This window comes from Ruegeria sp. CDSC051, assembly GCF_059610665.1.
On sequence record NZ_JBXWOC010000002.1, the window covers coordinates 1 to 22,145 of the forward strand.

At 56.0% G+C, this 22,145-nt stretch carries 20 protein-coding genes; 7 read left to right on the forward strand and 13 right to left on the reverse strand.

Going from position 1 to position 22,145, the window contains the following annotated elements:
• The 7 genes from AC2FH0_RS05680 to AC2FH0_RS05710 all read right to left on the reverse strand — a co-directional run.
• Nucleotides 1-648, reverse strand: a 648-nt coding sequence (locus AC2FH0_RS05680) for a mannose-1-phosphate guanylyltransferase (RefSeq protein WP_496788780.1), incomplete at its 3' end; no start/stop codon positions are given.
• Between the two features lie 66 nt (nt 649-714).
• On the reverse strand, nt 715-1,608 hold the full coding sequence (gene galU, locus AC2FH0_RS05685) for a UTP--glucose-1-phosphate uridylyltransferase GalU (protein ID WP_281995135.1): 894 nt from the start codon (nt 1,606-1,608) through the stop codon (nt 715-717).
• A 311-nt stretch (nt 1,609-1,919) separates the two neighbouring features.
• The gene (locus tag AC2FH0_RS05690; RefSeq protein WP_496691545.1) at nt 1,920-3,725 is read right to left on the reverse strand and encodes an ABC transporter ATP-binding protein; all 1,806 of its coding nucleotides are present in this window, start codon (nt 3,723-3,725) and stop codon (nt 1,920-1,922) included.
• A gap of 1 nt (nt 3,726) precedes the next feature.
• Nucleotides 3,727-4,656 carry an ABC transporter permease subunit gene (locus AC2FH0_RS05695; protein ID WP_142639834.1) on the reverse strand — a complete coding sequence of 310 codons (930 nt, stop codon included), beginning with the start codon at nt 4,654-4,656 and terminating at the stop codon, nt 3,727-3,729.
• A 10-nt stretch (nt 4,657-4,666) separates the two neighbouring features.
• The gene (gene oppB, locus AC2FH0_RS05700; RefSeq protein WP_142639832.1) at nt 4,667-5,590 is read right to left on the reverse strand and encodes an oligopeptide ABC transporter permease OppB; all 924 of its coding nucleotides are present in this window, start codon (nt 5,588-5,590) and stop codon (nt 4,667-4,669) included.
• 65 nt (nt 5,591-5,655) lie between these two features.
• Complete coding sequence (locus AC2FH0_RS05705; protein ID WP_142639830.1) at nt 5,656-7,284, reverse strand: peptide ABC transporter substrate-binding protein; 1,629 nt, start codon at nt 7,282-7,284, stop codon at nt 5,656-5,658.
• A 401-nt stretch (nt 7,285-7,685) separates the two neighbouring features.
• Complete coding sequence (locus tag AC2FH0_RS05710; RefSeq protein ID WP_496788781.1) at nt 7,686-8,921, reverse strand: lytic murein transglycosylase; 1,236 nt, start codon at nt 8,919-8,921, stop codon at nt 7,686-7,688.
• A 183-nt stretch (nt 8,922-9,104) separates the two neighbouring features.
• Here AC2FH0_RS05710 and AC2FH0_RS05715 point away from each other — a divergent pair, with 183 nt between their 5' ends.
• Genes AC2FH0_RS05715 through AC2FH0_RS05730 form a run of 4 tightly spaced genes read left to right on the forward strand, consistent with a single transcriptional unit; the run spans nt 9,105 to nt 13,102 of the window.
• Nucleotides 9,105-10,067 (forward strand): cytochrome ubiquinol oxidase subunit II family protein, encoded by a 963-nt coding sequence (locus tag AC2FH0_RS05715; RefSeq protein ID WP_496691546.1) that lies wholly within the window; start codon nt 9,105-9,107, stop codon nt 10,065-10,067.
• Entirely contained in the window at nt 10,064-12,154 is a 2,091-nt protein-coding gene (locus AC2FH0_RS05720) for a cbb3-type cytochrome c oxidase subunit I (protein WP_496788782.1), read from the forward strand. The genes AC2FH0_RS05715 and AC2FH0_RS05720 overlap by 4 nt, the downstream gene beginning before the upstream one ends.
• On the forward strand, nt 12,151-12,783 hold the full coding sequence (locus tag AC2FH0_RS05725; RefSeq protein WP_496788784.1) for a cytochrome c oxidase subunit 3: 633 nt from the start codon (nt 12,151-12,153) through the stop codon (nt 12,781-12,783). Before AC2FH0_RS05720 ends, AC2FH0_RS05725 begins: the two co-directional genes overlap by 4 nt.
• A gap of 10 nt (nt 12,784-12,793) precedes the next feature.
• Entirely contained in the window at nt 12,794-13,102 is a 309-nt protein-coding gene (locus tag AC2FH0_RS05730) for a cytochrome o ubiquinol oxidase subunit IV (RefSeq protein WP_496788786.1), read from the forward strand.
• Nucleotides 13,103-13,118: 16 nt separating this feature from the next.
• Here the strand turns inward: AC2FH0_RS05730 and AC2FH0_RS05735 are convergent, their stop codons facing one another.
• Nucleotides 13,119-13,481, reverse strand: a complete 363-nt coding sequence (locus AC2FH0_RS05735) for a fluoride efflux transporter FluC (protein ID WP_496749858.1) — start codon at nt 13,479-13,481, stop codon at nt 13,119-13,121.
• Nucleotides 13,478-13,975 carry a fluoride efflux transporter FluC gene (locus AC2FH0_RS05740; RefSeq protein WP_496788787.1) on the reverse strand — a complete coding sequence of 166 codons (498 nt, stop codon included), beginning with the start codon at nt 13,973-13,975 and terminating at the stop codon, nt 13,478-13,480. The genes AC2FH0_RS05735 and AC2FH0_RS05740 overlap by 4 nt, the downstream gene beginning before the upstream one ends.
• An 87-nt stretch (nt 13,976-14,062) precedes the next feature.
• On the opposite strand from AC2FH0_RS05740, the gene AC2FH0_RS05745 reads away from it, so the two are divergent.
• From AC2FH0_RS05745 to AC2FH0_RS05755, 3 genes are all read left to right on the forward strand, one after another.
• On the forward strand, nt 14,063-15,643 hold the full coding sequence (locus AC2FH0_RS05745) for an FMN-binding glutamate synthase family protein (protein WP_496788788.1): 1,581 nt from the start codon (nt 14,063-14,065) through the stop codon (nt 15,641-15,643).
• 61 nt (nt 15,644-15,704) lie between these two features.
• The gene (locus AC2FH0_RS05750) at nt 15,705-16,244 is read left to right on the forward strand and encodes an RNA polymerase sigma factor (protein WP_496691551.1); all 540 of its coding nucleotides are present in this window, start codon (nt 15,705-15,707) and stop codon (nt 16,242-16,244) included.
• The gene (locus AC2FH0_RS05755) at nt 16,241-18,178 is read left to right on the forward strand and encodes a vWA domain-containing protein (RefSeq protein ID WP_496788789.1); all 1,938 of its coding nucleotides are present in this window, start codon (nt 16,241-16,243) and stop codon (nt 18,176-18,178) included. Before AC2FH0_RS05750 ends, AC2FH0_RS05755 begins: the two co-directional genes overlap by 4 nt.
• A 19-nt stretch (nt 18,179-18,197) precedes the next feature.
• On the opposite strand, the gene AC2FH0_RS05760 is transcribed toward AC2FH0_RS05755, so the two are convergent.
• Genes AC2FH0_RS05760 through AC2FH0_RS05775 form a run of 4 tightly spaced genes read right to left on the reverse strand, consistent with a single transcriptional unit; the run spans nt 18,198 to nt 22,108 of the window.
• Entirely contained in the window at nt 18,198-18,830 is a 633-nt protein-coding gene (locus tag AC2FH0_RS05760; protein ID WP_496691553.1) for an ABC-type transport auxiliary lipoprotein family protein, read from the reverse strand.
• A gap of 14 nt (nt 18,831-18,844) precedes the next feature.
• Nucleotides 18,845-20,161, reverse strand: coding sequence for an MlaD family protein (locus AC2FH0_RS05765; protein WP_496702140.1), 1,317 nt, complete (start codon nt 20,159-20,161; stop codon nt 18,845-18,847).
• A 5-nt stretch (nt 20,162-20,166) separates the two neighbouring features.
• Nucleotides 20,167-20,982, reverse strand: a complete 816-nt coding sequence (locus AC2FH0_RS05770; protein ID WP_496788791.1) for an ABC transporter ATP-binding protein — start codon at nt 20,980-20,982, stop codon at nt 20,167-20,169.
• Nucleotide 20,983: 1 nt separating this feature from the next.
• On the reverse strand, nt 20,984-22,108 hold the full coding sequence (locus tag AC2FH0_RS05775; RefSeq protein ID WP_496691555.1) for an MlaE family lipid ABC transporter permease subunit: 1,125 nt from the start codon (nt 22,106-22,108) through the stop codon (nt 20,984-20,986).
• Nucleotides 22,109-22,145 lie beyond the last annotated feature (37 nt).

Genomic DNA, 22,145 nt, shown 5'->3' on the forward strand with positions numbered 1-22,145 from the left:
TTTGAATGCAGCAATTATGTCTTTGACCGCGAACAGAAATATCCCCGAATTCCAAAGATAGCTGCCATCGGCGATCATGGCTTGGGCATTCTGCAGATCAGGCTTTTCGACAAAACGGTCCAGCGCAATGGCGGTGTTGCCCGTATCTGGGGCATGGCTGAGCTTGAGATATCCATAGCCGGTTTCCGGCCGGTCCGGAGTGATCCCGAAAGTGACGAGATCCCCACGATCCGAAATCGCGCGCGCGCCTTCGGTAACTGCCTGATGAAAAGCAGCTTTGTCCGGGATGACATGGTCCGATGGGGCGACAAGCATGATCGCATCCGGGTTGCTGGCGGCCAGATACAACGCGGCGGCCAGAACCGCTGGTGCTGTGTTGCGCCCTTCGGGTTCGATCAGAATGGGGCCCGGATCTATGCCAATCGCGCCCAGTTGTTCCGGAACCACAAAACGGAATGCATCATTGGTAAGGATCAGCGGCTTGGCATAAGGCGCGTCCTTGGGTCCCTGCATTCGTTCAGCACAATCCTGAAGCAGGCTTGAATCACCGATCAGAGGGACGAACTGCTTGGGGTAACTTTTGCGCGACAGGGGCCACAGTCGGGTGCCGGACCCTCCGCAGAGTATGATGGGATGGATGGTGGTCATTGCGGCTTGCCTCGAAGGTTCTTGGACTTTGTCACTTTAGAAACGACATGCTGAAGGTTGCGGGCGCTATTGAGCGGCCTTCCCGGCGGCGACTATCTCGTTCAGATATTGGCTCAGGTCATCACGCAGATCGCTACGGGCCAGCGCAAAGGCAACAGTTGCCTGGAGGAACCCGGCTTTCGAGCCGCAATCAAATCGCTGGCCGTCGAATTTATAGCCAAACACGGGCACACCGTTACAGATGTCTTCTGCGATAGCATCGGTCAGCTGAATCTCACCGCCACTGCCCGTTTTCTTTTGGTTGAGATTGTACAGCACTGACGGCCCCAGAATATACCGACCGATAACGGCTAGGTTCGAGGGGGCTTCTTCCGGCTTGGGCTTTTCAACCATTCCTCTGGCGCGAACCACTGAGCCGACGTTTTCGCCTACATCGAGAACGCCATAGGAACTGGTTTTTTCGTTTGGCACTTCCATCGTTGCGACCATATTGCCGCCGGTTTCCTCATAGGCTTCGACCATCTGCTGCAGACAGGGTTTATCAGCAGCAATGACGTCATCAGGCAACATTACTGCAAATGGCTCGTCGCCGATCAGACGGCGGGCACACCAGACTGCGTGGCCCAGACCAAGCGCCTTGTGCTGGCGGATATAGGCGATGGCGCCGCTTTCCATATTCGTTGCATTCAGCGCTTCAAGCAGGTCATCCTTGCCCTTGGCCTTGAGCTCCTGTTCCAGAACGAGGTTGTGATCAAAGTAATCTTCCAGCGCAGATTTGCCACGCGAAGTTACAAAGATGAATTCGGTAATACCTGCGGCGCGGGCTTCGTCGATTGCGTATTGAACCAAAGGACGGTCAACCAGTGTCATGATCTCTTTGGGGACGGATTTTGTCGCTGGGAGAAAACGCGTGCCCAATCCCGCAACGGGGAAAATCGCCTTGGTGACCTTGCGTACCATGTTACCTCTCAAATTCAATTCTTGCCCGACCGCGTAGGGCAGGCCGGGGTTTCCTATTAGGCTGCGCAGTCAGAACAATCAATGACATCGCGGCCGCAGTCTAAAATCTGACAGGAAGGTGCCATCGGGGGTAGGGGAAGTCAAAACGAACCGCCGTTTGATGCCTTTGAAACCCGTCATTTACCGGTGTTTTGTTGTACAATCCGGCCCTTCGCCCATTCATTGGCAAGAATACGCCAAGAATCGTCATGAAGTCGTGCAAAGCCGAACCTGTCCCCGAGGCTGTTCATGCGGCCTCGGGGACAGGGGATTTAAGTGTTCGCCAGGATTGTCTCAAGCGGATCATGCTCGGCCACGAAATGGTTCGGTGCGACCTCGTTGAGCTGTGGAACATAATCGTTCTGACCGGCCGATAGCCGGCTGGGCAAAAACCTGAGCGCCGCTTTCGGGTCCATCGGCGAAGGCAGCTCTCCCGGCAATTTGAGGCGCTGGCGTTGCCGTTCCACATCCGGATCGGGGATCGGGACCGCCGAGATCAGCGATTTGGTATAGGGGTGCAGAGGCTGCGAACAGATCACCTCTCCATCTCCCAATTCGACGATGCGCCCCAGATACAGTACCATGATCCGGTTTGACACTGTCCGTACCACGGACAGGTCGTGGCTGATGAAAATCATCGACAGCCCGAATTCCTGCTGCAGCTCTTTCAAAAGCTCTACGATCTGGGCCTGGATCGACACGTCCAGAGCCGAGACCGCCTCGTCACAAATGATCAGCTTGGGCTTGTTGATCATCGCCCGCGCGATCCCGACACGCTGGTTCTGCCCACCGGACAGCTCGTGCGGATAGCGGTTGATCATGTTGGCCTGCAGGCCGACCCGCTCCATCATTTCGCCGACCATTTTCTTGCGCTCACGCTCTGTCAGATCCGGGCGATAGGTTTTCAGCGGTTCAGCGATAGAGGCCGAGATAGTCATCCGCGGATCGAGGCTGGCCAGCGGATCCTGGAACACAATCTGCAGGTCCTTGCGGTACTTGTTCAGCTCGGCCCGCTTTAGCCCGACAATCGGATGGCCCAGCCAGCTGACATTGCCACCGCTGGGTTCGATCAGCTGCAGAACCGCCCGCGCCAGTGTGGATTTGCCACAGCCGGATTCACCCACAACGCCCAGCGTCTCGCCCTTGCGGATGTCAAAGCTGACGCCGTCCACGGCCTTCAGCGGTACCTTGCGCCCGAACAACCCGCCCGACACGTGGATCGGGAAATGCACTTTCACGTCATCGACCCTAAGCAAAGGTGCGTCGGTTTCTTCCAGAGCTTTTGGCGCGTCACCGGCATCAATGCGCGGCATCGCTTCAAGCAGGGTGCGGGTGTATTCATGCTGCGGCGCGCGGAAGATCTCGCGTGTGTCCCCGGCCTCAACAAACTGACCCAGACGCATGACCTGAATGCGGTCACACATCCGTGCCACCACGCCCATGTCATGCGTGATCAGCGCAATGGCAGTGCCTTCGTCTTTTTGCAGGTGCACCATCAAGTCCAGGATGTCGGCCTGGACCGTCACATCCAGCGCCGTGGTCGGTTCATCGGCGATCAGCAGCTTTGGGTTGCACAACATTGACATGGCGATCATGACACGCTGGCGCATGCCCCCCGACAATTCGTGCGGGTATTGATCCAGACGACGGTTCGCCTCGGGGATGCGGACCCGGTCCAACCACTCCAGACAGCGCGCCCGAGCGGCCGCACCCTGCAACCCTTCGTGAACCTGCAGAACCTCACGCATTTGTTGCCCGACCCTCAGATGCGGGGTCAGGGCTGTCAGCGGATCCTGAAAGATCATGCCGACGTCATCGCCCCGGATCTGGTTCAGCTTGTTGATAGGCAGATTCAGGATTTCCTTGCCGTTCAGCGTGGCCGAACCGATTGCACGACCCGCTGAAGGCAACAGCCCCATCGCGGCCATGAAAGTTTGGCTTTTACCGGACCCGCTTTCGCCCACAATACCAAGGCATTCGCCCGGATTAATGTCAAAGCTGATGCCTTTGACGGCCTCGACCACACCATCGGGGGTGTCGAACTGGACGCTTAGGTCCTTAACAGAGAACAAGCTCATATCAGCGATCCTTTGGGTCCAGAGCGTCACGCAGCCCATCGCCGATGAAGAACATCGTGATGATAATGGCGACATAGAATGTCAGAGGGAACATCAGCTGCCAGAGGGTTCCGTACCCCATTGTGCCTGCCCCTTCAGCGATCAGACGGCCTAGCGAGGTATAGGGCTCCGAGATGCCAAGTCCGAGGAACGAGATAAAGCTTTCGGTCAGGATCATCTCGGGCACCAGAAGCGAAGCATAGACGATTACCACGCCCAGCAGGTTGGGCAGGATATGGCGATACATGATGGTGAATTCGCTGACACCGGCGGCACGCGCGGCCTCGATGAATTCGCGGTTTTTCAGGGCCAGAGTCTGCCCTCTGACGATCCGTGACATGGTCAACCAACCAACCGCGCCCAACGCGATGAACAGGGTAAAGAACGACCGACCGGCCACCACAAGCAACAGAATGATGATCAGAGTCGTCGGAATGGCCAGAAGGATATCGACGAACCGCATCATCGCGCCGTCAAGGCGCCCGCCAATATACCCGGCGGCGATGCCATAGCAGGTGCCAACAATCAACGCGGTGGCCGCCCCGACGAGCCCCACCAACAACGATGTTGTTGTGGCCTGAATGACCCGGCTGTAAAGGTCGCGACCCAGATCGTCGACGCCAAAGAAGTGCCCGGTCTCGATCGACGGCATTCCCATGCCACGGATGTCACCCATAACGTTCCAATCGATTTCCTCATTGCTCCAAACGGCGAAATAGGGGCCGAAGATTGTGAACAGAACGATCATCAGCAATATGAATACGCTCGCCATTGCGGCTTTGTTGCGGACAAACCGCATCCGCGCATCCTGCCAAAGGGAACGCCCCTGAACGGCCGTGAAATCGGTGATGTCCTCGGCCAGATGGGCGGCTTTTTGTGATTTTCCTAGCATTTTGTGCCCCTCAGTACCGGATTTTCGGATCGAACCAGGCATATGCCAGGTCGGTCAGCAGGTTCACGATCACTGTCAGCGTGCCGTACAGGATCGTGACCCCCAGCAGCACCGCATAGTCACGCGACAGGGCCGAGCCGACATAAGCCTGCCCCAGACCACCGGTCGAGAAATAGATGTCGACGAAAACCGATCCGGTCAGAACATAGACAAAGACCGGCCCCAAATAGGACACCACCGGCAGCAGCGTGGGCTTCAACGCATGGCGCCAGATTACGGTCCTGGTAGGCAAACCCTTGGCCCGGGCCGTGCGGATGAAGTTCGAGTTCAGAACTTCCAGCATCGACGAACGGGTAATCCGCGCGATCGACCCCATATAGGAGGTGGCCAATGCGATGACAGGCATGATCAGGTATTGCCACTGACCGCCGTTCCAGCCACCACCCGGCAACCATCCCAGCCACAAAGTGAAGGTCAGGATCAGGATCGGGCCCATGATGAAGTTCGGCAGAGCCTGCGCAGCGATACCCAGACCTACGGCAAAATAGTCGATCCAGCTGTTGTGTCGGATGGCTGCGGCGATCCCAAGGCCAATACCTACGACACTCGCCAGCAGGAATGACAATGACCCGTAAGTCAGCGAGATCGGGAAGCCTTGCGAAATGATATCATTGACGTCCCGGTCCTTGAACTTGAAGGACGGGCCGAAATCGAAATGGACGACAATGTTGTACAGATAGTCCCAAAGCTGTTTCCACAGCGGTTGGTCCAGACCATAGCGCGCCTCGATATTGGCCAGTACCTGCGGCGGCAATGGCCGTTCCGAGGTAAACGGCCCGCCGGGCGCGTAGTGCATCAGAAAGAAACAGGCAACGATCAGCAACAGGATCGTTGGAACGGCGATCAGCAATCGCCGGATGATATAGGCAAGCATTTCATGCCCCCATTATTGGCTTTGCCCCGGGGTGATCCTCGGGGCAAAGCGTGGTCTAAGGAAGGTTATTCGGCGATCTTGTAGAGGTTCTTGGAGTACCAGTTCTGCTCTACGTTCTTGACCGGCCAGTTGCCGACATCGCTGTCCATCATGTAGACGCCAGCATAGTGATAGATCGGGATAACCGGAGTCTCTTGTGCAATGATCCGCTCAACCTCGGTATACAGTGGTGCTGCGTCATCTGCTGTCTTGGCCTGGGTCAGCAATTCGTCAACCTTGGAGTTGTTGTACTTGCCGTCGTTATAGCCGGAATCCGATTGCAACAGGTCCAGGAAGGTCGAGGCTTCGTTGTAGTCGCCACACCAGGCGCCACGGGCCAGATCGAAGTTCTGGTTGCCGCGCTCTTCCAGGAACACTTTCCATTCCATATTGGCCAACTCGACCTGTACGCCCAGTTTCTGTTTCCACATCTGGCTCAGTGCCACTGCGACTTTTTTATGGGCCTCTGATGTGTTGTAGACCATGTCAAAGCTCAGCGGGTTGTCGGGGCCAAATCCGGCCTCGGCCAGCAGCTCCTTGGCCAGCTCGTCACGCTCGGCTTGCGTCATCGAAGCCATTTCGACTTCAGGGACGGTGAACCCAGCGGTTGCTTCGGGTGCGAACGTATATGCGGGCGGCTCACCACCGGCTTTAACGTTCTTGGTGATGATGTCGCGGTCAACTGCAAGAGACAGGGCTTGACGTACATTTGGGTTCTTGAATTCTTCCGGTCCGCTGTCAGACAGGTTGAATGTATAGTAATAGTTGCACAGGCGCGGGAAGCTGATGGCCTCTTCGGGGTGCTCTTTCTGTAGGCGCGGGAACTGACCAGCAGGTACTTCGGTTCGGTCCAGCTCGCCTGCAAGGTAACGGGTCAGGGCTACGTTTTCGTCGTTGATGACAAGGGCTACGACTTTTTCGACAATCGTATTGTCGTTATCCCAATACATCTCGTTGCGCTCACGGACCGAGCGCTCCTGTGGCAGGTGTTCGGTCAGAACATAGGCGCCGTTCGAGACGATGTTTTCCGGCTTAGTCCAGGCGTCGCCGAACTCTTCGATCACCTTCTGCGGGGCAGGGAAGGTGGTGGAATGGGTGGTCATTTGCGCGAAATAAGGCAGTGCTGCGCTCAGCTTAACCTCAAGTGTGTGGTCGTCGATGGCGGTTACGCCCAGTTCGTCCACCGGCTTCTCACCAGCAATGATTTCGGCCGCATTTTCGATCGACATCAGTTCCATGAACCACGCATAGGGCGAGGACAGAGCGGGATCGACGGCACGTTTCCATGCAAAGACGAAATCGCCTGCCGTGACCGGATCACCATTGGACCATTTGGCGTTATCACGCAGTGTAAATGTGTAAACGTCCTTGGTATCGTTTGTGGTATAGCCGGTTGCGACGCCGGGCACCAAATTGCCGTCTTCGTCCTGGTTCATCAGGCCTTCGAACAGGTCGCGGACAATTTCCGCACCGGTAACGTCTTCAACAACCTGCGGGTCAACCGAACTGTGCTCATCCAGAACGCGATAGGTGAAGGTTTGATCATCCGCCAGCGCCTCGCCGGTTTCGGGATGGGTGCCGGCGGCAAATGCAGCGCCGGTGATCATGGTCGAGGTCAGTAGCCCCGCCAGAGATGTCCGAATGTATTTGTTCATATCTTTCTACTCCCATTTGTGTGGTGGCAAGGTACGCACATCCGTTCAGGATGGTCGCTGACCACCATGATTGTCCGACTCAGATAGACCGGGACTTGTTCGAATTTTGCTTTTTCAGATCGCAATGAACACCGCGTCGCAGTCTTTCGGTTTGCTGTCGGAAACGTAGTTGCGAAAGTCGCCTTTCACTGATGCAGAACGTGGCACTATTTCAAAAAAGGTTAAAGCCTTTGCGTGCAAAATGGCCAGGTGCGGCCGAAATCTAAAAAATTCCACGGGAGAATGGAAATATTATAATGATACGCGATGGTTTCTTGACATTTTTGTGAAGCTCTTGAGTAAGCGGTTGAGCGTTGACGCAAGGTCCGCTTTTGCGGCTTTCCAAAAATTGGCGCGAATCGCTATTGGGTCAGTGCTCGGACCATATGGGTCTGAGGAAAGCATGTGGCGGACTGATTGGTGGCCTCTTGCCAGCGCCCGATAGAACGGCGTGTTCGAAAGCCCGGCAGGCCGTCAGCGCCGCCGACGTCATGGCCCATCTGTTCCAATGCGCGCTGCATGGCTGCTATATCCGATCGGTAAAGACCGCCGACTTTGTCCCACCGGCCGCGGAAATCCTGGACGCCATATTCTATCCTATCCCCAACATGGCCGACGAACAGGGCGTAGAGATCGCTTTTGTTGTATTCTTTCAGGACATAAAAATTGGGGGTGACAATGAAGGCCGGGCCATTGCGCCCGGCGGGCATCATCAAAAACCCTTGCCCCTGCATTTCTTGTTTTGGAAACGGCTTGCCAGATACACGGGTGATCCCTAACCCGGCCCAGTCGCGAATAGGACGGCCCTGATCCGGCCCTTCAAGGGTGCAGGAAACCGAAGACGGGACAGTTACTTCGAACCCCCAATCACGACCCGAGACCCAGCCATGTTGGTCGAGGTAGTTTCCGATCGATGAAATTGTGTCCTCGGCCGAGGTCCAGATATCCGCGCGCCCGTCGCCATTTCCATCGGCCGCATAAGTCAGGTAGTTCGATGGCATGAACTGCGGTTGCCCAAGCGCACCGGCCCAACTGCTTTTCATTTGATCCGGCGGTATGTGGCCAGCCTCGGCAATCTTGAGCGCGGCGATAAGCTCTGACGTGAAATATTCTGAGCGGGTGCTCATGAAACCTTTGGTGCCCAGAACCTGAAACGCATTATGCCGGATAGCCACCTGCCCATATCCGCTTTCGCGGCCCCAGATCGCCAGAATGACGCGCGCTGGTACACCGGTATCGGATTCTACCTGTTTCAGTGTCGTGTGATAGCGCCGGGCCATCTTGCGTCCGACAGAAGTGGCCCCCTGAACCGAACCAGCGTTGAAATAGCGGCCCGGTGATCCGAACTCGGCCTGTTTTTGCTGTTTGGGAACTGCTTTTGCCGTGCCCGGAGGCACCAGATCTGGCAGTTTCCAGTTCAGCGTGACGCCGTTGAAGGCCCTGTTCATCGTGCGCTTTGAAATACCCTCGGATTTCGCCCGCGCCCAGACCGTGTGTTTCAGCCATGACTGAAACTGAGCCTCGATCGCCGCACGATCCTGTGCTGTCGCACTTGTCGACAGGTAGCAAAGTCCAAGAGTAAGGATTAACCAACGCATTATCCTATGATCTCACCTGCGATCTGCTTTAAGTCAACCTACCAGAATGGCGTTTCTGCCGCTGTGATCGGGGTGGCAAGATCAAATCTCGGGAAACTGGCAGAGCTGCGTAAAAATCCTTGTGAAAATTCAGGACTCTGCCGATAGTTGTCCCAATCAATTTTGAAATGAGGATGAACAGGCGTGACATATTCCAGACCGTCTTTTGCATCCTTGGTTGTCCTGTCTGCCGCTATCGCAGGTCTTGGCTTTGTGCCGGTTGCCGAAGCCAGCAACAATTTCTTGGACCCTCAGGGACCCGTCGCCGCCCTTCAGAAAAGCCACCTTTTACGTGCAACTGTTCTGATACTGGTCGCAGTTGTTCCGGTTCTGATCCTGGTGCCTTTGATTGCCATACGGTATCGAAGGCGAAAGGAGGGGCAGGCAGACTATCGACCGGAATGGGATTTTTCCGCCCGGTTGGAGTTTCTCATGTGGGGTATCCCGGTTGTTATTGTGGCCATCCTTTCATTCTATTTGTGGAAAGCAACCCACCGGCTGGACCCTTACGAGACCTCATTCGGAGAAGAACCGGCGCTGAAAGTGCAGGTTGTTGGTCTCGACTGGAAGTGGCTGTTCATCTACCCCGATCTTGGCATCGCCAGCGTCGGTGAGATGGGGCTCCCGGTCAACCAACAGGTGGCTGTCACACTGACAACGGATACGGTGATGCAGTCCTTTATGATCCCGGCGCTGGCCGGACAGATTTATGCCATGCCGGGGATGACGACCAAACTGCACCTTGTCGCCGATAGGCCCGAAACTATGCAGGGCGAGAACACGCAATATAACGGGCGTGGCTTTACCAAGCAGAAATTCAAAGCCATTGCCATGGCGCCTCAGGAGTTCAATGAATGGGCCGAGAATGTCCAGGCAAACGGGGTTCCGTTGAGCGCTGAAACATACCGAACGCTTGCCATGCGAACGGACCGGGACGAGGTGCAGGCCATGTTGGGCACTGATCAGATGCCGACTGATGCGCTGTATTTCACGCTAGCCGATGGTGATCTGTTTCAGTCGATCCTGCACCGCTATCACGGGGCAACACCCTTGCCTGCCGATCAGCAACCGGGCACTGCCGAATATGGTCAGGAGAAAACACAATGACCGATGTCGAGACTGGTTTTTTCGGCCGTCTAAACTGGGATGCTTTTCCGATCACCGGGTTGATCCAGTCGCCCAACGCGAATGAGATCGTGGCAAATGCCGCGGCTGGGATTGTGATTGTAGGTGTCATTGCCGTTGTGGGGCTGCTGACATGGTTTCGTCTGTGGGGGCCGCTGTGGCGTGACTGGCTGACCAGCGCCGACCACAAGAAGATCGGCATCATGTATATCGTCTTTGCCATCGTGATGCTGGCGCGGGGGGTTCTGGAAGGCGTTGTCATGCGCGCCCAGCAAGCCGCTGGCCCGGGCGAAGGCTTTCTGGAAGCCGAGCATTTCGCCGAGCTTTTCAGTACCCATGGCACGATCATGATCTTCTTTGTGGCCGTTCCGTTTGTGTTCGGCGCCGCCAATTTCCTGATCCCGCTGATGATCGGCGCCCGCGACGTGGCATTCCCGGTGATGAACCAGATCAGCCTAGGCCTGACCGTGTCCTCGGGCATGATGCTGATGGTTTCCCTGGTGGTCGGAGAGTTCTCGACCGGGGGCTGGACGGCCTACCCTCCCTTTACCGGTGCAGCCTTCAATCCCGGCGTTGGGCCGGATTATTGGATTTGGGCCATCGTCGTTTCGGGAATCGGCACGACGCTGACCGGGATCAACTTTGCCGTTACGATCTACAAGATGCGCGCGCCGGGGATGCAGTTCATGCGCTTGCCGATGTATTGCTGGACGATCATCTGCAGCTCGATCCTGATTGTCTTTGCCATGCCGCCGCTGGGTGTTGCGGCGCTGATGCTGGCCGCAGACCGGTACCTGGATTTCCACTTTTTCACCAATGACCTAGGCGGCAACATGATGAACTATGCCAACCTGTTTTGGCTGTTCGGTCACCCCGAGGTCTATCTGTTGGTCCTGCCCGCCTATGGTATCTATTCCGAGGTGTTTGCGACCTTCTCGGCCAAGCGCCTGTACGGGTATAATTCTCTGGTCATTGCCACGATGTCGATTGCGGTGCTGTCCTTCACGGTCTGGCTGCACCACTTTTTCACTATGGGCCAAAGCGCGTTGATCAATGCGGTGTTTGGGATTGCCACGATGCTGATCGCCATACCGACTGGCGTGAAAGTCTATGATTGGATGGCCACGCTGTTTCGCGGGCGTATCCGGTTCTCGGTCCCGATGCTCTATGGGTTGTCCTTCCTGATGCTGTTCGTGATCGGAGGGCTGTCGGGTGTCATCCTGGCCAATCCGACCATCGATTATCAGGTGCATAACACCCTGTTCCTGGTCGCGCATTTTCACAATGTCCTGCTGCCTGGCGTTCTGTTTGGCCTGCTTGCAGGATACAATTATTGGTTCCCCAAGGCCTTTGGGTTCCGCCTGAACGAGGGCTGGGGGCGGATCTCAGTCGCGTTGTGGACCGTTGGGTTTATGTTGACCTTCCTACCGCTTTATTTTGTCGGCCTGATGGGGATGCCGCGTCGATCTTACAGTTGGGAAGATCCCAGCTTTCACCCCTATATGATCGCCGCCGTGCTTGGGTCTATGGTCATTCTCGCAGCGCTTCTGTCGATCATTGTCCAGCTGTGGGTCAGCATTCGAGACCGGGAAAAAACCCGCGTGCCGGTTGGCGACCCTTGGGATGGGCGCACGCTGGAATGGTCGATTCCAGCACCGCCGCCTCCGTATAACTTTGCAATCATTCCGCATGTGACCGACCGGGATGATTTTGCCGCCGCAAAAGAGCGCGGCAACGCCTATCCGTCCCTTGATGCCTATGAAGATATCCTCACGCCACGCAATACCGCGATCGGGTTCGGTCTGTGCGTTCTCAGCGGTATCTGGATGTTTGCACTGGTCTGGTGGATCTGGTGGCTGGCTATTGCGACGACCGCAGCGATGTTGGCGGCCTTCATCGCCTGGACTTTCAGATCCGACACCGAAGAGGTTATTCCGGCCGAGCAGGTCCGCAAAGAGCATGAAGCCTGGCTTGATCTCGTGCGCGCATCGGTTCCGGTCAATCGCGATCATGAATACGCGCCCGAGAACCGCGGCCTTGCCCGTCCCGATCTGGAGGCCACTACATGAAACGCGCGCCGACACACAGCTATCCGGGCCTAAACTTGGGCCTACGGCATCCGGGTGCCGACAAGGCCAGCGAAGTGGTCACCTTTGGGTTCTGGGTCTTTCTGATGAGCGATCTGGTCTATTTCGGCCTCATGTTCGCGATCTATATCACCATGATCGACGCGCAGGCGGGTGGGCCCGGTCCGCATGAACTGTTCGACCTGACTAGCATTTTTGCCCAGACTCTGATCCTGTTGACCAGCAGCCTTACAGTGGGCCTTGCGATGCTGGCGTTGAAATACAACCTGCCACGGCCCCGTATCGTGCTTTGGTTCGCGGTAACTCTGGTTCTGGGCCTCAGCTTTCTGGTACTTGAGATACGTGACTTTCTGGCTATGGCGGAAAAGGGTGGCATTCCACAGCGGAGCGGGTTTCTGTCAGCGTTTTACGGGCTTGTGCCGCTGCACGGGCTGCATGTCGCTGCGGGGTGTCTGTGGTTGATCGTTCTGGGTATTCAGCTGCGTGTGTTTGGTCTAACCGACGTTCTGATGTCACGGGTGGTTCGTCTGGCCTTGTTCTGGCATTTTCTCGACCTCATCTGGATCGGCATAATCACGATCGTCTATTTCGGAGGGCTGACCTATGGATAGGCGCAGCGAAATGCACCGACGTGAACGCCGCCGATATGTGATTGGCTATGGCGGATCGCTGCTGCTGACACTGGCGGTCTTTACCCTTGCCTTTACGTTCGGGATCGAGACCAAGGGTGTTTATTTGTCGATCGGTTTGTTGGGGCTGGCGCAGCTGATTGTTCAACTGGTGTATTTCCTGCATATCGACCGTCGACGCAGCAGCCGCGAGGACCTGGACCTAGTCCTGTTTTCCACGATGGTTCTTTTGATCATTATTGTTGGGACGGTCTGGATAATGGGGAATCTGGCGGTGCGGATGCATACCTATCCGATGTAGGTCCGGCTGCACCGGATCAGCGCATCACCATCAGCCCAAGCCACAGCGCGCCCCAACACAGCAAAAGGCTCAGCGCGATATTGCCCGCCGCCGTAGCGATTGTGCGTTCGCGCCGCAGTTCCAGGGACTGGTATGCAAAGCTGGAGAAAGTGGTAAAGCCGCCACAAAAGCCGAACACCAGGCGCTGTTCCTCCAGGCTGACGCCCGTCGGTCCGCCCAGATACCCGACCCAAAGCCCAAGCAACAGACTGCCAAAGACGTTCACGATCAGCGTTGCCACGGGCAGGTCATGGCGAATTCGAATGGCGATCCAGTGCCGCAGAACCGCGCCCAAACCGCCGCCCAAACCAAACATTGCGTGCAGGTAGAGATCGCTCATTCTGACGACCTCGGTGTTGAAAAGCGACGCCCGACAGTTTCACCCAAAATTGCTGCAGCCAGACCCGCCACAATTTCCAAACCCGCCGCAGCGAGGGCAAAACCGAAACTGACCTCGGCCAGACGTTCCAATTCCGCGACAAATGAGGAAAACGTAGATAACCCGCCACAAAACCCAACCGCGCCCAAATGCAGGACGTGGGCATGCACCCGGTGCCGGATGGCGTATAACCAGCCAAGCACAAAGCATGCGGCTATATTGATGCCAAAGGTCTCGGTCAAGATCGGCAGGCCCGAGATCCCGAGCGACAACGCTTCTCTGACCAGTGACCCAGCCGCGCCACCCGTGAAAACGGCGCAGAACATGAGAGCCGTGGCCCATGCTGTTTGCGATTTTTTCACAGCCAATGATCCTGCCCGCGTTGCCCTGCCATCCGGGATACCGATTGGCGCGGCCGGGATCAACTGCGCATGGCGGATCACAAGTTTCACCATTTACGTGATTTCGGGCGTAAAGGCTTGCGTGCAATCGCGAATTTGTACCACGGTGACTCAGCTAACAGCCACAGTGGGAGAGCACGAATGATTATACGCAGACTCTATTACGTGTTGAGCCTCGTGTGCCTGCCACTGACAATCGTGGCCGGGTTTTTCTGGCCCCCGGCCCATTGGCTGCTGCTTTTCCTGATCCCATACGCGGTGGTCGGGCTATATGATATCCTGACCACAAGGCATAACGTGCTGAACAACTATCCGGTTCTGGGGCATTTCCGGTACATGCTGGAATTCGTCAGCCCAGAGATACGGCAATATTTTGTTGAAACCAACGAAAACGGCCGTCCCTATAATCGCATCATTCGCAGCCTGGTTTATTCCCGTGCCAAAGGGCAGGTTGATACCCAGGCATTTGGAACCCAATACGACATCCAAACCGTTGGATACCACAGGGCCAATCACTCGCTTGCGCCCAAACAGGTGCCGGAAAGCGAAGAACGGGTGATGCTGGGCGGGCCGCAATGTTCCCAACCCTATAGTGCCTCGCGCCTGAACGTTTCAGCGATGAGCTTTGGTGCCCTCAGCGCCAATGCAATCCGAGCATTGAATGGTGGGGCAAAGGATGGAGGTTTTGCGCATAATACGGGTGAGGGTGGTCTGTCGCCGCACCATCTGGCCGAAGGTGGCGATATCATCTGGCAGATTGGCACTGGGTATTTCGGATGCCGCGCACCGGATGGCGGGTTCGACAAAGACAAATTCACCGAAAGAGCCAGGAACGAGGTCGTCAAGGCGATTGAAATCAAGCTGTCGCAAGGGGCCAAGCCCTCGCACGGGGGGGTGTTGCCTGCGGCCAAGGTGGATGAAGAGATTGCGCAGATACGCGGTGTTCCCCTGCATCAGGACGTGATCTCTCCGCCAATTCATTCCGCATTTGACGGACCTACCGGCTTGATGAATTTCGTTCAGAATCTGCGCGAGATGTCGGGTGGCAAACCTATTGGGTTTAAGTTGTGCATTGGTCGTCCGTCCGAGTTCTTAGCGATATGCAAAGCCATTCTGGAAACAGGCATCCTGCCTGATTTCATCACCATTGATGGTGCCGAAGGCGGCACGGGCGCGGCCCCTGTAGAATTCACCAACCGGTTGGGCATGCCTTTGAACGAGGCGTTGATTTTCGTGAATAACTGTCTACGCGGTGTGGGTTTGCGCGATAAGATTCGCATAATTTGCTCGGGCAAAGTCGCCACAGGCTATGACATCATCGAGAAATGCGCGCTTGGGGCCGATATGTGTAATGCGGCAAGGGCAATGATGTTTGCAGTGGGATGCATTCAGGCGCTTCACTGCAACACAAACCGATGCCCGTCCGGCGTGGCCACACAGGATCCGGTCCGAGGCCGCGCTGTGAATGTTCCGCAAAAAAGACAACGGGTACATCGCTATCACGACGCGACTTTAGAGAGCTTTCGCGAGCTGCTGGGCGCCATGGGCAAGGAAAAGGTCTCCGAACTTCACCCTTCGGACATCCTTCGGCGTACTGCAGATGAAAGAGATCGCTCTTATGCTGAACTCTATTTGCATCTTGAAGAAGGCGCTTTGCTGAAGGCTCCGCTTCCGGATGAATATGCAGAGGACTGGAATCGCGCATCGGCGGATCATTTCTGATTTTTTTGTGTGCATTGCCAAGGATTGATGTTTTTGGTTCGTCTTACCCATTGTGATGCGCATGAAAACATCGGATGAGAATCTGGCAAAGGCCGCTGCTGCAGGGGACGCTGATGCGTTTGCCACGCTATTGGCACGCCACTACGACAGGGTCTTTCGGTTGGCTTTTCGACTGACAGGACGCGCGGATCAGGCCGAAGATCTGACGCAGGATATATGCGCCGCCTTGCCGTCAAAGATCGTAGGTTTTCGTGCCGAAGCCCGGTTTACGACATGGTTGTACCGTGTTGTTGTCAATGCAGCCGAGGATGCACGCCGTCGCGCGACCCGTCACACAAAGGCGGCCCACGGCTGGGGGGATGTAGAGCAGATGCGCCGGGCCGAGGTGCAGGAAACGGCCGAGGCTGTCGATTGGTTGCAACGGGCCATGCGGTCCCTGCCACAGGACTTGCAAGACACTCTGGCCCTGACCCTCGAGGATGAGATGACTCATGCAGAAGCTGCAGAGGTGCTGGGTGTTTCCGAAGGGACAGTGTCCTGGAGGATGTCAGATATCCGCAAACGGCTGCGAGCCTTGCGGCAAGAGGAACTGGCACAATGACCGATGAACTGGACAAGCTGAAGATGCTGATGGACGCCGCCACGCCGACCCCGGATGCGTCGCGACGGATTGAAAATCTGAGCCAGGCGCAAAAAAAATTCGATAATATCCAAGGATCGACCTCTGCGCGACGTCCCACTGTCAAGCGCGGCCTCATAGCCCGCCTGACAGAAGGAGCGAAAGCCATGTTGAATGCCCTCTCTTATCGCGGTGTCCTGACCGCTACCACCGCAGTTGCTGCTGTGGCTCTGATTGTGATCTTGCCGCAGACGCGCGACGAGGTTGTTGCGCCACTGCCCTGGTCCGAGGACCGCGCCGACGCACGGCAGGAGTCTGACCTATTGGTGGCGGATATGCCCGAGGCCAATCTCGAAGAACCAGTTGTTGAGGCGCCTGTTGTGATTGAAGAAACAATCGCACCTTCCGCCAAGAGGCAGGGGGCCGTTGCGCAGCTGGGGGCTGCGGACCTTTTACAGAGCGCGCCGGCATCGGCGGTCGGGAAATTTGACCTTCAACATGAGACTGTTCCCTCGCCGGAACAGAATACCGAAACTTTCGCCAACGCGGACAGCAACTCGCTGAAGATCACGACGGACGAACCGGTTTCGACTTTTTCGATTGATGTAGATACCGCCTCTTACGCCATTGTTCGGTCGTCTTTGATGAATGACCATCTGCCGCCCAAGGATGCGGTGCGGGTTGAAGAGATGGTGAACTATTTCCCCTATTCCTACCCGGCGCCTGATGGGGCGGAACCGTTCCGTTCTACGATCACCGTGACACCGACGCCTTGGAATGAGGGGACGCAGCTTGTTCATGTCGGCATCCAAGGGGTCATGCCCCAGATCGAAGACCGTCCTCCATTGAACCTGGTTTTCCTGATCGACACATCGGGCTCAATGCAGGATGCTAACAAATTGCCGCTGCTGAAACAGTCTTTCAGGTTGATGCTGTCTGAACTCAGTCCGGAAGATCAGGTTTCGATCGTCACCTATGCGGGAAGTGCCGGGCAGGTTTTGCCACCGACCGCGGCAGCCGAAAAGACGACCATTCTCTCAGCCCTCGACAGGCTCGAAGCCGGTGGCTCGACAGCGGGGCAGGCCGGGTTGCAGCAAGCCTATCAAGTGGCAGAAGGTATGGCTGCGGACGGTGAGGTGACCCGCGTAATTCTGGCCACCGATGGCGATTTCAATGTGGGTCTGTCAGACCCTGATGCCCTGAAGGGTTTTATCGCCCGCAAGCGCGACAGTGGTACATTCCTAAGCGTTCTGGGTTTTGGCCGAGGCAATCTGGACGATACCACCATGCAGGCTCTGGCCCAGAACGGAAACGGGCAGGCGGCATATATCGATACGCTGGTTGAGGCGCAAAAGGTATTGGTCGATCAACTTACCGGGGCGCTTTTCCCCATCGCCAACGACGTCAAAATCCAGGTCGAATTCAACCCGTCACAGATCGCTGAATACCGACTGATCGGTTATGAAACCCGATCCCTGCAGCGCGAGGACTTTTCAAATGACAAAGTGGATGCTGGTGATATTGGAGCAGGTCACACCGTAACGGCAATCTACGAGGTCACGCCAGTTGGTTCCGATGCGATCAGAAACGGCCCGTTGCGGTATGCTGAACAATCCATATCGGATGATTCAGCGGAAATTGGTTTCTTCAAAATGCGTTACAAGCTTCCTGGTGAAGATCAAAGCAATCTGATGGAGCAGCCTATCTTACCCGGACAAGGGACAGTCACGGATGACATCCGCTTTTCCTATGCGATTGCAGGATTTGGTCAGTTGCTCCGGGGCGGAGAATATCTTGGCGGCTGGTCCTATGCGGATGCCATTGATCTGGCCACGCTGTCCCGAGGTGAGGATTCTTTCGGATATCGGGCTGAAGCTGTCACCTTGATGCGTCTGGCCCAGACGCTGGCTGAGTAAGGTCCGGGCTTGGGAGAAACTAGAATGACCTAGGGTTGTTGGCTGTATGGGCACTAATTCTACGAATGCTCCATTCGACAGCATCCCGCATGGTTTTACCCAGAGCAACGTCAAAGGCAGTAACCAGATCTTCGGTCTGGTTGCTTTTGGCAATTATGTTCTCTTGGAACGAATTCGAAGCGATGATTTTGTCGTCGAACTCGTCCACGATCTTGATATTCATGCGAACTTCGACGCGTACGGTCGAGCTTTCACCATCCTGGTTAACGACAATGCCCTGAAACTCGCGTAGATCGGGAACAATCACATAATCCGGACGAAGCCCCACGGTCGAACGACCCACGGCGGATACCCGTCCACTGTTTTCATAGCTTTCGACCAAAAGCGCCTGGACGATCAGCGGCGCACGATCCACCCATCTGGCACGCGGCAGATATTGAACCTGCAAAGGTGTCGGCTGAACTGCAATTTGATCGGTATTTACCGCGGCAGTCGCGGTTGGCTCTTGGACCACGATCTGTTTCTGGATGCGTGGCAGCGAAGAAGAAAACGTGCTTTTGGGTGTCAGCAGATAGAGATCATTGGGTTCTGAGGCCTGCCGCAGCGTTTCCAGTCCAGTACACGCCCCCAAAGACGCCAAAACTGCGGTCATAATCAAATGCCTGATCATTGACGATACTCCGATGCTTGGGTCCCAAGAAGGAAACGGGCGGGGTCGCGTTCAACTTTGTCCACCAGACGATCGAGGCTGATCACCAGTCGTTGGGATTCTTCTATGAAACGCGTGAATTGTGGCAGGCCAACCCGCATGAAATCGGACAGTTGACGGCGATTGTCCTGAACGATGCCGTCGATCGTTCCCAAAAGTTCCGAGGCCGATTTGGACGCGCTGAGGATGTCGGCTGAAATATCATCAAGCCTGTCTGTCACTTTCGTCACCGTGGACGCCACTTGGTTGGCGGCATTGCGGACATCATCCATGACGACGCCGATATCTTTGTTGATCACCTCATTGGCCGAGTCAAATGCGCGTTCAGCTGAGGTCAAAGTGCCCTTTGCTGTTTCCATCGCACCAGTGACGGAGCCGAGCGTTTTGTTTGCGTTCACGAAAGTCTCGGAAACCGTGGCCAGGGCGACGCGCCCATCTTCGGTCAGGACCGTAAGGTGGTCTGCCAGGGTCGAGGCCCGTTCGATGAAGGGATGCAGATCCTGCTGCATGATGCGATCTGCTGCGTCAAAAGTATCTTTTGCGCTGTCTAGGGCCGATACAGCCGTGTCGGATGCGGTTTTGAGGCTATTTAATGAATTTGTTCCGGCTTCCAGCGTTGTTTCTGCGGTGTCTGCCAATTTTTCGAGGCGTTTTGAGAAGGCTGAAATTTCTTTCGCTGCGCCACCCAAATCTGAGGACAAGTTTTCGAAATCTGCAAGGGTTTTGTCCAGCCTTCCGGTGGCCGAAGATACGTTTTCCAGAATCTGAGATACTTGCTGGCGGTTCTTGTCATCCACCACCTTGTCGATATCCTCGATCAGCGTAATCGCCTTTTCCAACAGTTTAGGGGCACCTTCGAACAAGGACTGGATGGTGCTGCGTTTGCTTTTGATCAGGCTGTCCTGTTCTAAACGCTTGGCCGAGGCCGAGCCTCCGGTCAGTTCCACATAGCTGACCCCAGTGACCCCAAGCGATTGTAACTGGGCGACGGTATCCTCGGTCACCGGGATACTTGCGTCTACTTCAATGCGGACGCGCACTTTGGATGGGTGCTCGTCATCCAAGTTAAGGGAGATTACCTGCCCGACTGGCAGTCCGTTGTAACTGACGCCACCTGCCGCAGACAGGCCGGAAACATTGTCGAACAGTACATTGTAATAGGCGTATTGCCGGGAAACCTCGAATTTGGCCAGCCATAGAAAAAAGCCAAACGCACCCAGTATTCCAGCCAGGGTGAATGCACCGATCAGGATATAATTTGCTCGGGTTTCCATGGGTGTTACCTGTCCTGACCCTTTTTTTGTGCTGCGCGCGCCCGGGGGCCGGTGAAATATTCTTGGACCCAAGGATGATCGACTTTGGTCATCTCTTCAATCGGACCATCAACCAGAACACGTTTTTCTGCAAGAACTGCGATCCTGTTGCAAATCGCATAAAGGCTATCCAGATCATGCGTGACCATAAACACAGTCAGACCCAGCGCTTGCTGAAGCTCGCCAATCAGGTCGTCATAAGCAGCGGCGCCGATGGGATCCAAACCGGCCGTTGGTTCATCAAGAAATACGATCTCAGGGTCCAGCGCCAGCGCGCGCGCCAAAGCGGCACGTTTGCGCATCCCGCCCGACAGTTCGGACGGGAATTTTCCACAGCTCAGCTGCGGCAATCCGACCAAGCTGATTTTCAGCCCGCCAAGCGCCGACATAAGGCTTTCACTTATTCCTGTATGCTCGCGCAGAGGGGCTACGACATTCTGCAACACGGTGAGCGACGAGAAAAGCGCGCCGTCCTGAAAGGCGACGCCCCAGCGGCGTTCGATGCGCCGCCTCTCTTGTTCGGGGCCGTTCAGGACGTCGACGCCCAGAACTTCGATGCTTCCCGCAGTCGGCTTGTTCAGGCCGACGATGGTGCGGAGCAAGACGGATTTGCCCGTGCCCGAGCCGCCGACAATGCCCAGTACTTCGCCCCGCCAGACATCCAAATTCAGATCCTGGTGCACGATCTGCGGTCCGAACCGGTTGGTCAGATTGCGGACCCGTATCACCGCCTCGCGCTGGGTGTCGCCAATCGGCATCTGTTCGCGGGTTACACCGTCCATTTCAGACCCCCAGTACCGAGAAAAAGATCGAGAACATGGCATCCAGTGCGATCACCAAGAAGATCGCCTGGACCACGGACGCGGTGGTTCTTTGCCCAACACTTTGTGCCGATCCTTTAACCTGTAAGGCCTGCCAACAGGCGATGATACCGATGACCAGCGCAAAGAAAGGTGCCTTGATCATACCGATGGCAAATTGCCAGATGCCGGTGTTTTCCTTGAGGCGGGTCACGAACATTCCGGGGCTGACTCCAAGGTCGATCCAGCTCATAAGTCCGCCGCCAATCAAGGCGGCGATATCGGCGATGAACCCTAGGATTGGCAGCATGATCAGCAACGCCACAACGCGTGGAATGACCAGAACCTCGATCGGATCCAGGCCCAGCGTCCGCATGGCATCTATTTCTTCTTGCACCTTCATCGAGCCGATGGAAGCTGTAAAGGCAGATCCCGAGCGACCCGCAACAATGATTGCCGTCAACAAAATGCCCAGCTCACGGAGCACAGAGATCGAGATCAATTCGACCACGAATATCTCGGCCCCGAACTGTTTGAGCTGCGTGGCCCCCTGAAATGCTAGTACAACGCCGATCAGAAAACCCATAAGGGCAACGATCGGAATCGCTTTCAAACCGGTTTCTTCCATCTGCGATACCAGCGCAGCCCGCCGCAGACGCCGCGGCATCAAGATTGTGCGGACCAGCCGATGTAGCGTCAGGCCCAGAAACTCAAGCAACGACAAGCTGTCTTTCCAGCCACCAACTGTACGCTCGCCGACACGTGCCACCCAATCCAGAAAATCTGGCTTTCCGGGATCAGGGGCGGATTCGTCCGGCATGTTGCGGGAAACCGTTTCGATCAGCGCGGAATGCGCGGCGGTTGCACCGTGCAGCTCGACCTGCCCGCCGCTGGACTTCACCTTGCGGACAAGGCTGGCAATCAGCCAAGCCCCGCCAGTGTCGAGTGCCTTAACGCCTGTCAAATCAACTATGACCGTTCCGCCGTTGGGATGGAAATTCGCGAATTCACGCTCAACCATATCCAGCGATTGGGTGTGAAGATCACCCGATATCTGCAGGTGAACCTGATCCGTATCCAGGTCAGTTGTGAATGTAGGCGGGGTCATGGGGGTATCTGATGTGAATCTGCATGGTGCTGCAACG